The sequence below is a fragment of the Amycolatopsis sp. NPDC051045 genome (assembly GCF_040682955.1).
GTDB lineage: Bacteria > Actinomycetota > Actinomycetes > Mycobacteriales > Pseudonocardiaceae > Amycolatopsis.
Window position 1 is genome coordinate 745,002 of record NZ_JBFBCC010000001.1, and the last position, 12,675, is coordinate 757,676.

13 protein-coding genes are annotated in these 12,675 nt (G+C 71.6%); 4 read left to right on the forward strand and 9 right to left on the reverse strand.

The window, feature by feature from the left end; genetic code table 11:
* Positions 1-17 precede the first annotated feature (17 nt).
* From AB0M80_RS03480 to AB0M80_RS03505, 6 genes are all read right to left on the reverse strand, one after another.
* On the reverse strand, positions 18-779 hold the full coding sequence (locus AB0M80_RS03480; RefSeq protein ID WP_364558177.1) for an NADH-quinone oxidoreductase subunit C: 762 nt from the start codon (positions 777-779) through the stop codon (positions 18-20).
* Positions 780-783: 4 nt separating this feature from the next.
* On the reverse strand, positions 784-1,332 hold the full coding sequence (locus AB0M80_RS03485; protein ID WP_361081862.1) for an NADH-quinone oxidoreductase subunit B family protein: 549 nt from the start codon (positions 1,330-1,332) through the stop codon (positions 784-786).
* 4 nt (positions 1,333-1,336) lie between these two features.
* Positions 1,337-1,750, reverse strand: a complete 414-nt coding sequence (locus AB0M80_RS03490; protein WP_364558180.1) for an NADH-quinone oxidoreductase subunit A — start codon at positions 1,748-1,750, stop codon at positions 1,337-1,339.
* A 451-nt stretch (positions 1,751-2,201) separates the two neighbouring features.
* Entirely contained in the window at positions 2,202-3,488 is a 1,287-nt protein-coding gene (locus AB0M80_RS03495) for a geranylgeranyl reductase family protein (RefSeq protein ID WP_364558182.1), read from the reverse strand.
* Positions 3,489-3,552: 64 nt separating this feature from the next.
* Positions 3,553-4,242 carry a class I SAM-dependent methyltransferase gene (locus tag AB0M80_RS03500; RefSeq protein ID WP_364558185.1) on the reverse strand — a complete coding sequence of 230 codons (690 nt, stop codon included), beginning with the start codon at positions 4,240-4,242 and terminating at the stop codon, positions 3,553-3,555.
* Between the two features lie 124 nt (positions 4,243-4,366).
* Positions 4,367-5,437, reverse strand: coding sequence for a glycosyltransferase family 1 protein (locus AB0M80_RS03505; RefSeq protein WP_364558188.1), 1,071 nt, complete (start codon positions 5,435-5,437; stop codon positions 4,367-4,369).
* Positions 5,438-5,613: 176 nt separating this feature from the next.
* On the opposite strand from AB0M80_RS03505, the gene AB0M80_RS03510 reads away from it, so the two are divergent.
* Positions 5,614-6,450 (forward strand): inositol monophosphatase, encoded by an 837-nt coding sequence (locus AB0M80_RS03510; protein WP_364558191.1) that lies wholly within the window; start codon positions 5,614-5,616, stop codon positions 6,448-6,450.
* Positions 6,451-6,566: 116 nt separating this feature from the next.
* On the opposite strand, the gene AB0M80_RS03515 is transcribed toward AB0M80_RS03510, so the two are convergent.
* The 3 genes from AB0M80_RS03515 to menD form a co-directional block, all read right to left on the reverse strand.
* Complete coding sequence (locus AB0M80_RS03515; protein ID WP_364558194.1) at positions 6,567-7,016, reverse strand: DUF3592 domain-containing protein; 450 nt, start codon at positions 7,014-7,016, stop codon at positions 6,567-6,569.
* A 22-nt stretch (positions 7,017-7,038) separates the two neighbouring features.
* Positions 7,039-8,556: a M1 family metallopeptidase gene (locus tag AB0M80_RS03520; RefSeq protein ID WP_364558197.1), complete on the reverse strand. Its 1,518-nt coding sequence runs from the start codon at positions 8,554-8,556 to the stop codon at positions 7,039-7,041.
* Positions 8,557-8,675: 119 nt separating this feature from the next.
* Positions 8,676-10,352, reverse strand: coding sequence for a 2-succinyl-5-enolpyruvyl-6-hydroxy-3-cyclohexene-1-carboxylic-acid synthase (gene menD, locus AB0M80_RS03525; protein WP_364558198.1), 1,677 nt, complete (start codon positions 10,350-10,352; stop codon positions 8,676-8,678).
* 51 nt (positions 10,353-10,403) lie between these two features.
* Here menD and AB0M80_RS03530 point away from each other — a divergent pair, with 51 nt between their 5' ends.
* Genes AB0M80_RS03530 through AB0M80_RS03540 form a run of 3 tightly spaced genes read left to right on the forward strand, consistent with a single transcriptional unit; the run spans position 10,404 to position 12,642 of the window.
* Complete coding sequence (locus tag AB0M80_RS03530) at positions 10,404-11,327, forward strand: 1,4-dihydroxy-2-naphthoyl-CoA synthase (protein ID WP_364558200.1); 924 nt, start codon at positions 10,404-10,406, stop codon at positions 11,325-11,327.
* 1 nt (position 11,328) lies between these two features.
* A complete protein-coding gene (gene menE, locus AB0M80_RS03535; protein ID WP_364558579.1) occupies positions 11,329-12,453 on the forward strand; it encodes an o-succinylbenzoate--CoA ligase in 1,125 nt (374 codons plus the stop codon).
* Between the two features lie 51 nt (positions 12,454-12,504).
* A complete protein-coding gene (locus AB0M80_RS03540; protein WP_364558203.1) occupies positions 12,505-12,642 on the forward strand; it encodes a hypothetical protein in 138 nt (45 codons plus the stop codon).
* The last annotated feature ends 33 nt before the right edge of the window (positions 12,643-12,675 follow it).

Consider the following 12,675-nt stretch of genomic DNA (forward strand, 5'->3'; position numbering starts at 1 on the left):
AACCAGGTCGTTGCTGCTCACGAGTACGACCTCCGCTGGTCCGGCGGCGGGATCTCCGCGCCCTTGTATTCGACCGGGATCCCGCCGAGCGGGTAGTCCTTGCGCTGGGGGTGGCCGTCCCAGTCGTCCGGCATGAGGATGCGGGTCAGCGCCGGGTGGCCGTCGAAGACGATCCCGAACATGTCCCAGGCCTCGCGCTCCTGCCAGTCCGCGGTCGGGTAGGTCTCCACCAGCGACGGCACGTGCGCGTCCTCGACGTCGAGGGTGACCTCGAGCCGGATCCGGCGCCGGTAGGTCAGCGACGTGAAGTGGTAGACCGCGTGCAGCCGCTGCGGGACGTCGACGCCGTAGTCCACTCCGGACACCGAGCTGAGCAGCTCGAACCGGAGGCCGCCGTCGTCGCGCAGCGTCTTCGCGATGGCGGGCAGGTGCTCGCGGGCGACGTAAAAGGTGATCTCGCCGCGGTCGACCGTCGTCTGCAGGATCGCCTCGGCCGGGATCTTGCGGTCGGCGAGTGCGGCGTAGAACTCGTCGGCGAACTGGTCGAACCAGCCGCCGTACGGGCGCTCGGCCGGCGCCGGGCTGTACGCCGGGAGCCGGACGCCGCCGTAGCCGGAGGTGTCACCGCTGCCGTGCACGCCGAACATGCCTTGACGTGCGGAGCCGGTGACAATCGCTTCCCCACTGGCCTCGGCCGAACCCGGCCCCTTCGCCGTGAGGCCCGTTTCGGGGCGGTCGGCGCTGGACTGCTCGCCGCCGGTCTCAGGAGTTTCAGTCATCGCTCTACTTCTTCGCGTACTTGATCGACGACGCGACGAGCTCGGTGCGGGCCCCGCTCGCGGCGCGCAGGGCGGCGCGGCGGGCGTTGATCGGCTCGTCCTGGATCTTGGCGTGCAGCTTGAGGATCGCGTCCAGCAGCATCTCCGGCCGCGGCGGGCAGCCGGGCAGGTACATGTCGACCGGCACGATGTGGTCGACGCCCTGGACCACGGCGTAGTTGTTGAACATGCCGCCGGAGGAAGCGCAGACGCCCATGGCGAGCACCCAGCGCGGCTCGGCCATCTGGTCGTAGATCTGGCGCAGGACCGGGGCCATCTTCTGCGTGACCCGGCCGGCGACGATCATCAGGTCGGCCTGCCGCGGCGTCGCGCTGAAGCGCTCCATGCCGAAGCGGGCGATGTCGTAGCGGGAACCGCCGACCGTCATCATCTCGATCGCGCAGCACGCGAGGCCGAAGGTGGCGGGCCACAGCGAGTTCTTGCGCGCCCAGTTGACGAGGCCTTCGAGGCTGGCCAGCAGGATGCCGTTGGGGAGTTTCTCTTCCAGGCCCATGGGTCTAGTTCCAATCCAGGCCGCCGCGCCGCCACACGTAGGCGTACGCGAAGCCGACCGTCGCGATGAACAGCAGGATCTCCACCAGGCCGAACGTGCCCAGCGCGTCCGCCTGTACGGCGAACGGGTAGAGGAAGACCATCTCGATGTCGAACAGGATGAACAGCATCGCGGTGATGTAGTAGGCCACCGGCATCCGGCCGCCGCCGACGAGCGGCTGCGGGGACGGCTCGATGCCGCACTCGTAGGCGGAGAGCTTGGCCTTGTTGTACCGGCTGGGGCCGACGAGCGGGCCCAGCAGGACCGACAGCACGGCGAAACCGAGCGCCAGCACGAACAACAGGACCAGGGGCAGGTAGGGCTTCAGGCTCGGGGCCTCTTGCGCCAGCTGCACCGTGTCGGTTCGGGTCAGCAACATCAGCACGGGGTCTTCGCCATCCTTTCCGCGCCGCTGCGGTTGTGCTTGTGGTGGGGAACCGCTGGGCCTCGTCGGCACCCTAAGGGACCTGGGTCACACCGCCGAGGGTCAGGGTCTCCTTACGGCCCGTGGCTGGACCGGAAGGGACAACACTCTGCGCTTGTGAAATAGTTCACAAGCCACCCGTCGTGGATGTGAAGGGATTCACAAAGCATGGGGGGAGTCTAGGACGCGACTCACACTCTTGTCCCTAGTACCCCGTGTTATGAGGGTGCCCTAAGTTCTGCCGCCATCGTTGTCACAGGTCGGCAACACCGCCCGCGGGACCTGCGCGAAGAGGCTTCAAGATCGCGTTCCGGGCGGACAAACGGGCGCTGACCTGTGATCTATCCCACTGACCGCACGGCCAACTTGTTACGCCACCCGAGTGTCCGCGCGCGAGCCCCGACCTTCAGCGAGGGGTGGGGGTGGCGCGGGCGAGGGCCGAGATCAGGCGGTCGACGCCGTCGCCGCCCTTGGCGTCGTAGCAGCCCGACAGGCCCTTGTAGACCAGTGGCAACAGCTTGTTGATGCGCAGCCCGTACTTGGTGCAGGCGTGCATGATCTTCGGCTTGCCGATGATCTTCGCGAAGACGTTGCCCAGCGCGTAGTAGCCGCCCATCAGCTCGCCGACCGCGCGCGGGTACGCCTCCAGGGCCCGCTCCCGCGAAGGCCCTTCGCGCCGGGCGAGCGCCTGCACGACGACCTCCGCGGCGATCTGCGCCGACTCCATCGCCGCCGAGATGCCTTCGCCGTTGAACGGGCTGACCATGCCGCCCGCGTCGCCGAGCAGCAGCAGGCCGTCGCGGTAGTGCGGGGTGCGGTTGAAGCCCATCGGGAGACCGGCGCCGCCGACCTTGCCGATCGCGTTCTCCTCGCGGTAACCCCACTCCTCCGGCGTCCCGTCGAGCCACTGGCGCAGCAGCGCGCGGTAGTCGGTGCTGCGGAACGAAGCCGACGTCGAGAGCATGCCGAGGCCGACGTTCACCGTGCCGTCGCCGAGCGGGAACGCCCAGCCGTAGCCCGGCAGCAGCTTCGGGTTCCGCGGGTCCGAGCGGTCCCACAGCTCGAGGTGGCCCTCGATGAACGGGTCGTCGTGGCGCGGGCTCTTGTAGTACTGGCGCACCGCGACGCCCATCGGGCGCTTCTCGTTCTTCTGGATGCCGACGCTCAGCGCGAGCCGCGCGGACACGCCGTCGCAGGCCAGGACCAGCGGCGCGCGGTAGTGCACCGGCGTCTTCTCCGGGCCGACCTTCGCCTCGACACCGACCACGCGCCCGGACGGGCCGGTGATCGCGCCGGTGACGGTGGTGCGCTCGTACAGCCGCGCGCCGGCCTTCACGGCGAGCTTCGCCAGCAGGTCGTCGAAGTCGTGGCGGGTCCGGGAAACACCGTACGGCGGGTAGCTGGTCAGGTCCGGCCAGTCGAGCTCGAGGGTGAGGTCGCCGGTGAGGATCCGCAGGCCACGGCTGTGCACCCAGCCGGCGTCGGTGGCGGTATCTATTCCAAGGTCGATGAGCTGCTTGACGCCGCGCGGGGTCAGGCCGTCGCCGCAGACCTTCTCCCGGGGAAACTCGGTCTTCTCCAGCAGCAGCACGTCGACGCCCGCCCGGGCCAGGTAGGTGGCCACGGTGGACCCGGCCGGTCCGGCGCCGACGACGATGACTTCGGCGTCCTGGTCAGGGCTGCGTCGACTCATGCTTCGAATCTAACAGCGGAGCGAAGCTCCTCCGTTGAGGGCGGTGGTGGGGAGGAAGGCGGAGTTAGGCGGGCTTCCGCGCCCGGTGGATCGCCACGACGCCGAATGTGAGGTTCAACCACTCGACGTCGGTCCAGCCCGCGCCCGCGATGATCTCGCCGAGGGTGCGCTGGTCGGGCCAGGTGAGCATGGATTCGGCCAGGTAGGAGTAGGCGTCGGGGTTCGACGACGTCCGCTTGCCGACCCAGGTCAGCAGCCGCAGCATGAACCGCCGGTGGATGAACCGGATCGGGGCGAACGGCGGCGTCGAGACCTCGCAGATGACCAGGCGGCCACCCGGCTTGACCACGCGGGCGATCTCGGTCAGCGCGGCCTTCGGGTCGACGAAGTTGCGCAGCGCGAGCGAGATCGTCACGGCGTCGAAGCTCTCGTCGGCGAACGGGAGGTTCAGCGCGTCCGCGGCGACCATCGGGACCTTGCGGTGCAGGCCCGCGCGGAGCATGCCGAAGGAGAAGTCGGCGGCCAGGCACCAGGCGCCCCCGCGGGCGTACTCGACGGTGGACACCCCGGTGCCGGCGGCGAGGTCCAGGACCTTCTCGCCGCGGCGGGCGTCGAGCACGCGGGCGGTGGTGGTGCGCCAGCGCCGGTCGAAGCCGAAGGTCATGAACGAGTTCGCCCGGTCGTACCCGGACGCGACGCCGTCGAACATCGCGGCGACTTCGTGCGGGTCCTTGTCCAGGCTTGCGCGTGACATGGTTCGAATCTAGACAGTCGGGCAAGGCCCGTCCGCCGAGGGTGGCGGCCGGGGTACCCCAGGCCTCCCGGTCAGGTCGGCTCGTCCGCCCGTAGAAGGGCGCGAGCCGGACGATGTGCACGCCTCAGGCCGCGCGGGCGGCGCGGCCCTGCACGGCTTCGTAGTGCCCGACCAGCTCGTGGCAGACGGCGGGCCAGGTGCGGCCCAGCACCACCTTGCGCGCCTTCTCGCCGAGCCGGGCCCGCAGCGCCGCGTCCCGCAGGTCGCCGACCTTCGCGACCAGCGCCGGGCCGAACTGCTCGCGGTCCGCGGGCAGCAGGTAGCCGGTGCGGCCGGGCAGGACGAGGTCCTTCGGGCCGCCGGCGTCCGGGGCGAGGACCGGCAGCCCGGAAGCCATCGCCTCCTGCACCGCCTGGCAGAACGTCTCGTGTGGTCCTGTGTGGACGAAGACGTCCAAGCTCGCGTACGCCGCGGAGAGCTCTTCGCCGTACTTCGCACCGAGGAAGGCGGCGTCCGGCAGCTGCTCCCGGAGCGCGGGCAGCTCCGGCCCGTCGCCGACGACGACCACGCGGATCCCCGGCACGCCGGCCAGCGCGGCCAGCCGGCCGACCTCCTTTTCGGGGGCCAGCCGGCCGACGAACCCGACGAGCAGCTCGCCGTCCGGGGCCAGCTCGGCCCGCAGCGCCGGGTCGGCGTGCGCCGGGGAGAACCGGTCGATGTCGACCCCGCGGGCCCACCGGTGCACCCGCGGGACGCCGTGGAGCCGCAGCTGTTCGACGGAGTCGCTGGACGGCGCCAGCGTCCGATCGGCGCGCGAGTGCAGTCGCCGCACCCAGCGCCACGCGGCGCGGGCGGCGATGCCGAAGCCGTACGCGGCGGCGAACCCGGCGATGTCGGTCTGGTAGACGGCGATCGACGGCACCCGCAGCCGGCGCGCCGCGGCGAGGCCGCGCGCGCCGACGACGAACGGCGACGCCAGGTGGACGACGTCGGGGCCGAACGCGGCCAGCGCGTTCAGCACCGTGCGCGTCGGCAGGCCGATCGGCAGGGAGCTGACCCCGGGGACGTCGAGCGCGGGGATCCGGACCACCGGGGCGCCGCGGTAGGAGTCCGGGCCGGGGCCGGGCGCGATGATCAGCACGTCGTGCGCGCGTTCACGCAGGTGCTCGACGACCCGCAGGACGGAGTTGGTCACGCCGTTCACCTGGGGCAGGAAACTTTCGGTGACTATGGCGACTCGCACCGTCCGACCATCGCAGCCGATCCTGGCGGTGGCGTGACACTGCGGCCAACGGTGCCGGAACAGATCGGCTACGACATGTCATCTCAAGGTCGTGTCCCGGAAACCCGGGTAAGCCAGGCTAAGCAGGCATGACCCTCTTGTCCTCACGGCCGCCGCGGCCCGTCGAGCCCGGCCTGCTGTCGAGGGCGCTCGAAGTGGCCGGACGGCTGGCCAACGACGCCACCGACGTGATCACCGCGACCGCCGGCCGGGGCGCCCACCCTTCGACACTGGACTCGCCGTTCGACTGGGTCACCGACACCGACCGGATCCTCGAGCGGCACACGCGGCGCGTGCTGACCGCCGAATTCCCGGGCATCCCGGTGGTGGGGCACGAGTTCGGCGCCGACCACGGCGCGGACGTGGCCGAGTACCGCTGGGTGGTCGACTCGGTGGACGGCACCGCGAACTACGTCGCCGGGGTGCCGTGGTGCGCGTACAGCCTGGCGCTGGTGGACGCGTCGGGACCGGTGGTGGGCGTGGTGGCGGACCCGTACCGCGCCCAGATCTACGCCGCGGCCCGCGGCCGGGGCGCCCGCGCGAACGGCAAACCGGTCAAGCTGACCGACCGCTGCGTGACGGCGGGCGCACTGGTGTGCACGGAATTCGCCCGCCGCGGTCCCTGGCCGGGCATGGGCGGTTTCATCGAACGCGCGGCGGCGGCGCACGCCGGAGTCCGGGTATTGGGCTCGGCGGCGTTGTCGATCGCCCAGGTGGCCCTGGGTCACGCGGCGGCGGCGGTGCTGCACAGCTACCACGAGTGGGACGTGGCGGGCTCGGTGGCGATGGCCATCGAGGCGGGCGCGGTGGTGCTGGACAAGCACGGCGAGGACACGGCGCTGCCGACCGACGGGCTGCTGGTGGCGGCACCTGGCGTGGCGGACGAGGTGCTGGGCTGGTGGCAGGAGACGGCCCACGCCGGGTGAGTTGTCCACATCGGGTCCGGCTGTCCACAGATTCGCCGCGTCACCTCTTCGGGGCGCCCGGCGCCGATAGACTGGAGCAGGGCACGGCCCCCAGGGTGTGGCGGGGATCTGTCCGGTCAGGCCGCCGCCGGTGCCTCGGCCCTGGCGCGCTTGTTCTGCCGCCGGATCCACCACAGCGCCGGGCCCGCCACCAGCCAGGTGAAGAACACGAAACTCCCCAGCGGCAGCAGGGTCAACGTCGCCGAGCGCCCCGCCACCCGGGCCAGCTCCGGGTCGGACGCGTCGTACTCGATGCGGACCAGCTGTCCCGCCGCCAGGCCGTCCGGGTACAGCACCCCGTTCGCCGGGCTGTGGACGATGCCGTCCGGGGTCTCGAAGTGGATGATCGTGCGGTCGAACGCCACCGAGTCGACCGTGGCCGTCGCCGTGCCGAGCTGGGCCGAGATCGCGCCGTCGTTGCGGATCGCCGCGATCAGCAGGCACCCGCACATCACGGTGAGGAGCGAGGCGACGCCGAGGGTGGCCCACCACCCGACGCGCCTCGCCCGCTCGCCTTTCGTGCTCACGCCGCGAGCGTAGCGGTCTTGCCTACCCCGCGTGTTCCGCGGCGAGCAACCGGTGATTCGCCTGGATCTGGTCGTACGACTTCGGCTTCGCGGGAGCGACCGCGGCGCGCAAAGCCGGGGCAGCAGCGCCGTTCGGGCCGACCGAAGGCTTGCCCGCCGTGTACAGCCAGGTCTGGAACAGGTCGTGCAGCGGCTTGCCCGAGATCTTCTCCGCCAGCGCGATGAACTCGAGGATCCGGCCGTGCGAGCCGCCCTTCGTGGCCTGCCAGGTCTGCAGGATCTTGAAGAACGCCTGATCGCCGACGGCGGTCCGGAGCGCCTGGAGCGTCAGCGCGCCCCGGTCGTAGACGGCGTTGTCGAACTGGTTGTCCGCGCCCGGGTCGGCCGGGACCAGCTTCCACAGGTCGGCGTCGGCCGCGTTCGAGTCGTACGTGTACTGCGCCAGCTCGGCGACCGTGCCCTCGCCTTCGTGCGCCGACCACAGCCACTCCGCGTAGGACGCGAAGCCCTCGTTCAGCCAGATGTCGCTCCAGCGGCCGAGCGCGACGTTGTCGCCGAACCACTGGTGGGCGTTCTCGTGCGCGATCAGCGTCGTGTTGGAACCCGCGCGGAAGTTGCGGGCGCCGTACGTCGGCCGGGTCTGGTTCTCCAGGGAGAACGTGATGCCGGTGGTCACGACGCCGCCCTCGGCCTCGAACGGGTACGGCCCGAACTGCGTGCCGAGGAACTCGTTGATCTCCGGCGTCCGCTCGACGCTGGCCTTCGCCGCGTACAGCGAGTCGCCGAGGTCGGCGCCGTAGGCGGTGATGAACGGCTTGCCGTCCGGCGTGGTCGATTCGACGACCTCGTACTTGCCGACGATGAACGACGTCAGGTAGGTCGCCTGCGGCTTGGTGCTCCGCCAGTTCCAGCGGGTCCACCCGGCGCGGCTCTTCGTCTTGCGGACGAGGGTGCCGTTGGAGATGGCGGCGTTGTCGTCCGGCGCCTCGATCGAGACGTCGTAGGTCGCCTTGTCCGTCGGGTGGTCGTTGGCCGGGAACCACCACGCGGAGCTCTGCGGCTCGTCGATGCCGAGCGCGCCGAAGGAGCCCTTCTTCCACGCGTTGATGCCGTCCACCGTCTCGGTCGACGGCGTGTCCGAGTAGGCGACGACGACGGTCGCGGTCTGGCCCTTGAGCAGCGGCTGCGCCGGCGTGACGACGAGCTCGCCGTTGCCGGTCTGGTTCGTGAACTGCGCCGGCCGGTTGTTCACCCGCACGCTCGACGCCTTCAGCGCGAAGTCCAGGTCGAACCGCGAGAGGTCCTGCGTCGCGGTGAGCAGCAGCGTCGTGCTGCCCGAGAGCACGTCGGTCGCGGGCTGGTAGGTGAGCCGGATGTCGTAGTGCAGCACGTCCGTGCCGCCGTTGCCGGCGTTCGGGTAGTACGGGTCGCCGACGCCGGGGGCGCCGGGCGCGGGCGCCGCGCTCGCGGTGCCGGCGAGCAGCACCGAGACGACGCCGGCCGCGAGCGCGCCGAGACCGGTGTGCGTTCTTGCACGCATTCGAATCCTCCATAGGAGTGAGAAGCAGCGCGCTCGAACGTAGCCAGCCGGTGACCACCCAGGAACAGCCGAAGGGAGGTTTCTTGCCTGCTGGGATAGCACCCGGAAAGCGGTTGACGTCAGACCGCGGACACGGCCGAGGACACCGCCGCCCGCAGGCGGGCGTGCAGGTCGCGGTGCCGCGACCGGTCCACCCGCACCTCGACCACCCGCAGCCCCGGTGTGGGCGCGAGCGCCGCCCGGAACTCCGTCAGCGTCTCCGCGACGACGTGCGGGACGCGGTAGCCGGCGCACAGCGCGCCCAGGTCGGCGCCGTGCGGGGTACCGAAGACGCGCTCGAAGCTGGCCGCGTGCTCCGGTGCCCCCTGCTCCAGCAGCGAAAAGATGCCGCCGCCGTCGTCGTTGAGCACGACGATCGTCAGGTCGGGACGCTGCTCGGCGGGCCCGGTCAGCAACCCCGACGCGTCGTGTAGGAACGTCAGGTCGCCCAGCAGCGCGTACGACGGGCCGCGGTGCACGTACGCGGCGCCGATGGCCGTCGAGACCGTGCCGTCGATGCCCGCGACGCCGCGGTTGCGGTGCACCAGGACGTCCGGGCGCAGCCGGCCGGCCAGCGCGACGTCCCGGGTCGGGTTGGACGAGCCGACCACCAGCAGCGAGTCCGGCGGCAACGCGTCCACCAGCTCGGTCGCCACCCGCAGCCCGCTGGGCCACGGCTCCTCGGCCAGCGTCGCGGCGACCGCGGCGGCGGCCGCCTCGTCGGCCCGGCGCCAGCTGGCCAGCCACTCCGGATCGGCGGGCTTGGTCGGCTCGTCGAACCACTGCCCGACCTGCCGGACGTTGTGCGCGGGCGCCGGCCAGTCCGAGTCCGGGCGCACCAGCAGCACCTCGACCGAGGCGTCCGAGAGCACGTTCTGGATCTGCCGGAACACCGTCGGCCGGCCCAGGCAGAGCACCTGCTCCGGCTTGTGCCGCCCGATGAACTCCTCGACGCCGAGCAGCCACGCCCCGGACGAGATCGCCGTACCGCCGGACAGCCCGAGGCCGCCGGTCTCCGACACCACCGGCCAGCCGTGCAGCTCGGCCCACTCGCTGGCCGCCTGGACGCCGGTGTCGCACGCGATGACCAGGCCGTGCCGCGCCGAGGGCACCACGAACGACGGCAACGCGCCGAAGTCCGGCAGCTCGGTCCACCGGGACCCGTCCGCGCGGCCGTCCAGGGACTCGTACCACTCGCCGTCGTCGTCGAGGTCCGGCACGAGCGGCTCGCGGAACGGGATGTTCAGGTGCACCGGCCCGCAACGCCACTCGCCGTAGGCGGCGTTCCAGGCCCGGCAGATCTGGCTCCGCCAGTACGAGTTCTGCCCGGCCCGCCGCTCGGCGACGGCCAGCTCGTCGAAGTAGCGGGCGGCGTCGCCGTAGAGCTGGTGCTGGTTGATGACCTGCGACGCCCCTGCGGCCCGCAGCTCGGGCGGCCGGTCGGCGGTCATGACGATCAGCGGAACACCGGCCCGGTCGGCCTCCAGGACGGCGGGGTGGAAGTTCGCGGCCGCGGTGCCCGACGTGCAGAGCACGGCCACCGGGCGGCCGGTGCGTGCGGCGATGCCGAGGGCGAGGAAGGCGGCGCCGCGCTCGTCGATGCGGACGTGCAGCTGCAGCTTGCCCGCGGCCGCCGCGTCATACAGCGCGATCGACAGCGGCGCGTTGCGGGAGCCGGGGCAGAGGACGACGTGCGAAACGGTGTTGCGGACGAGTTCGTCGACGATCACCCTGGCCTGCGCGGTGGAAGGGTTCACCGGCAGGCTCCGTCGAGATCAGAAATGTCCACAGGTCCTATTCTCCCAAACGTGGATGACGCCCGAGTTTCCGAGCTGTTCGATCCGGCCGCGTGGACCGAGGTCGAAGGTTTCGCCTTCACCGACATCACCTACCACCGCTCCGCTGAGAGCCGCGGCGGCAAACGCGTCGTGCGCATCGCGTTCGACCGTCCCGAGGTTCGCAACGCCTTCCGGCCGCACACCGTCGACGAGCTCTACCGGGCGCTGGACCACGCCCGGATGAGCGCCGACGTCGGTTGTGTCCTGCTCACCGGGAACGGCCCCTCGCCCAAGGACGGCGGGTGGGCGTTCTGCTCCGGTGGTGACCAGCGTATTCGCGGACGGTCCGGGTATCAGTACGCGAGCGGGGAGACCTCCGACACGGTGGACCCGGCGCGGGCCGGCCGGCTGCACATCCTCGAGGTCCAGCGGCTGATCCGGTTCCTGCCGAAACCCGTGATCGCGGTCGTGCCGGGGTGGGCCGCGGGCGGCGGGCACTCCCTGCACGTCGTGTGCGATCTCACCCTCGCCTCGGCCGAGCACGCCAAGTTCAAGCAGACCGACGCCGACGTCGGCTCGTTCGACGGCGGCTACGGCTCGGCCTACCTGGCGAAGATGGTCGGGCAGAAGTTCGCCCGCGAGATCTTCTTCCTCGGCCGCGAGTACTCCGCCGAGCAGATGCACCGGATGGGTGCCGTCAACGCGGTCGTCCCGCACGCCGACCTGGAAAAAGAGGCGCTGACCTGGGCGTGGGAGATCACCCGCAAGTCGCCGACGGCGCAGCGGATGCTCAAGTACGCGTTCAACCTCGCCGACGACGGCCTCGTCGGCCAGCAGCTGTTCGCCGGCGAGACCACCCGGTTGGCGTACATGCAGGACGAAGCCGTCGAAGGCCGCGACGCGTTCCTCCAGAAGCGCGACCCCGACTTCAAGGACGTCCCCTATTACTACTGAGCTGCTCCCGGTCCACCTCGACGGCTCCCCCGCGGCCCTCGACACGCTGAAGGGGGCCGTCGCGGACGCGCTGGGCGGCGGCCCGGCGGTGCTGCCGTTCACCGACCCCGCGTTGCGGGACGCCATGGCGCCGGACGAGCCCGCCGAGCCGGGCACCGCCGTGGTCATCGCCACGTCGGGCTCGACCGGCGCACCCAAGGGCGTCCTGCTGTCGGCGCGGGCGCTGACCGCGTCCGCCGAGGCGACGCACGCCCGGCTCGGCGGGCCGGGGCACTGGCTGCTGGCCACCCCGGCGCACTACATCGGCGGACTGCAGGTGCTGGTCCGGTCGCTGCTGGCCGGGACGACGCCGGCGCTGTTGACCGGCACCGGCTTCCGGCCGGACGACTTCGCCGCCGCGGCGGCGACGCTGAAGGGCGGCCCGCGGTACACGGCGCTGGTGCCGACCCAGCTGGTCCGGCTGCTCGACGACGGCGGCGCGGGACTGGCCGCGGCGAAGACGTTCGACGCGATCGTGGTCGGCGCGGCGGCGACGTCGACGGCCCTGCGGGAGCGCGCCGCCGACGCCGGGGTCCGGATCGTGCCCGCGTACGGGATGAGCGAGACGGCGAGCGGCTGCGTCTACGACGGCCACCCACTCGACGGCGTCCGCGTCGACGTTTCCGGCGACCGGATCCGCATCGCCGGTCCCGTCCTCGCCCACGGCTACCGGCGCCGGCCGGACCTGACCGCGGAGGCGTTCCGCGAGGGCTGGTTCACGACGTCGGACCGGGGGGTCCGGCACGACGACGGCCGCGTCGAGGTGCTCGGCCGGGCCGACGACATGATCAACACCGGCGGGGTGAAGGTGTCCGCGAACGCGATCGAGCGGTGCCTCTGCGCGCAGCCGGGGGTGCGTGACGCGTGCGTCGTCGGCGTGCCGGACCCGGAGTGGGGCGAGGCCGTGGTGGCGCTCGTCGTCCCAGCCGGTGAGCACGGTGACCTGCGCGCGGCGGTCCGCGCGGAGCTGGGTGCCGCGGCGACCCCGAAGCGCATCGAATACGGCACCGAGCTGCCTCTTCGCGGGCCGGGCAAGATCGACCGGGCGGCGGTGAAGACCCGGCTCGAGTCGGGTTTGAGCGGCTGAATGGTCGCACTTCGTTGACATGCACGGGGTGCGCCCGCTTGGCTACTCACCATGACGCGCTGGATCAGAACCGCTCTCATCGGCACCGCCGTCACGCTGGGCCTTCTCGTGCCGTCGGCCACGGCCCTGGCCGACGGCACGGACCCGAACAGCGGGTCGCTCGTCTGGCAGTTGCCGACCGGCGACTGACTTCCCGGGTTCGGCGCTCGCCCGTGATCACCA

Excerpts from the sequence above, each read along its gene's own strand:
- AB0M80_RS03540 (WP_364558203.1), top strand. The coding sequence starts at position 12,505 with ATGACGCGCTGGATCAGAACCGCTCTCATCGGCACCGCCGTCACGCTG.
- AB0M80_RS03490 (WP_364558180.1), bottom strand. The coding sequence starts at position 1,750 with ATGTTGCTGACCCGAACCGACACGGTGCAGCTGGCGCAAGAGGCCCCG.
- AB0M80_RS03500 (WP_364558185.1), bottom strand. The coding sequence starts at position 4,242 with ATGTCACGCGCAAGCCTGGACAAGGACCCGCACGAAGTCGCCGCGATG.
- AB0M80_RS03510 (WP_364558191.1), top strand. The coding sequence starts at position 5,614 with ATGACCCTCTTGTCCTCACGGCCGCCGCGGCCCGTCGAGCCCGGCCTG.
- AB0M80_RS03520 (WP_364558197.1), bottom strand. The coding sequence starts at position 8,556 with ATGCGTGCAAGAACGCACACCGGTCTCGGCGCGCTCGCGGCCGGCGTC.
- AB0M80_RS03485 (WP_361081862.1), bottom strand. The coding sequence starts at position 1,332 with ATGGGCCTGGAAGAGAAACTCCCCAACGGCATCCTGCTGGCCAGCCTC.
- AB0M80_RS03480 (WP_364558177.1), bottom strand. The coding sequence starts at position 779 with ATGACTGAAACTCCTGAGACCGGCGGCGAGCAGTCCAGCGCCGACCGC.
- AB0M80_RS03495 (WP_364558182.1), bottom strand. The coding sequence starts at position 3,488 with ATGAGTCGACGCAGCCCTGACCAGGACGCCGAAGTCATCGTCGTCGGC.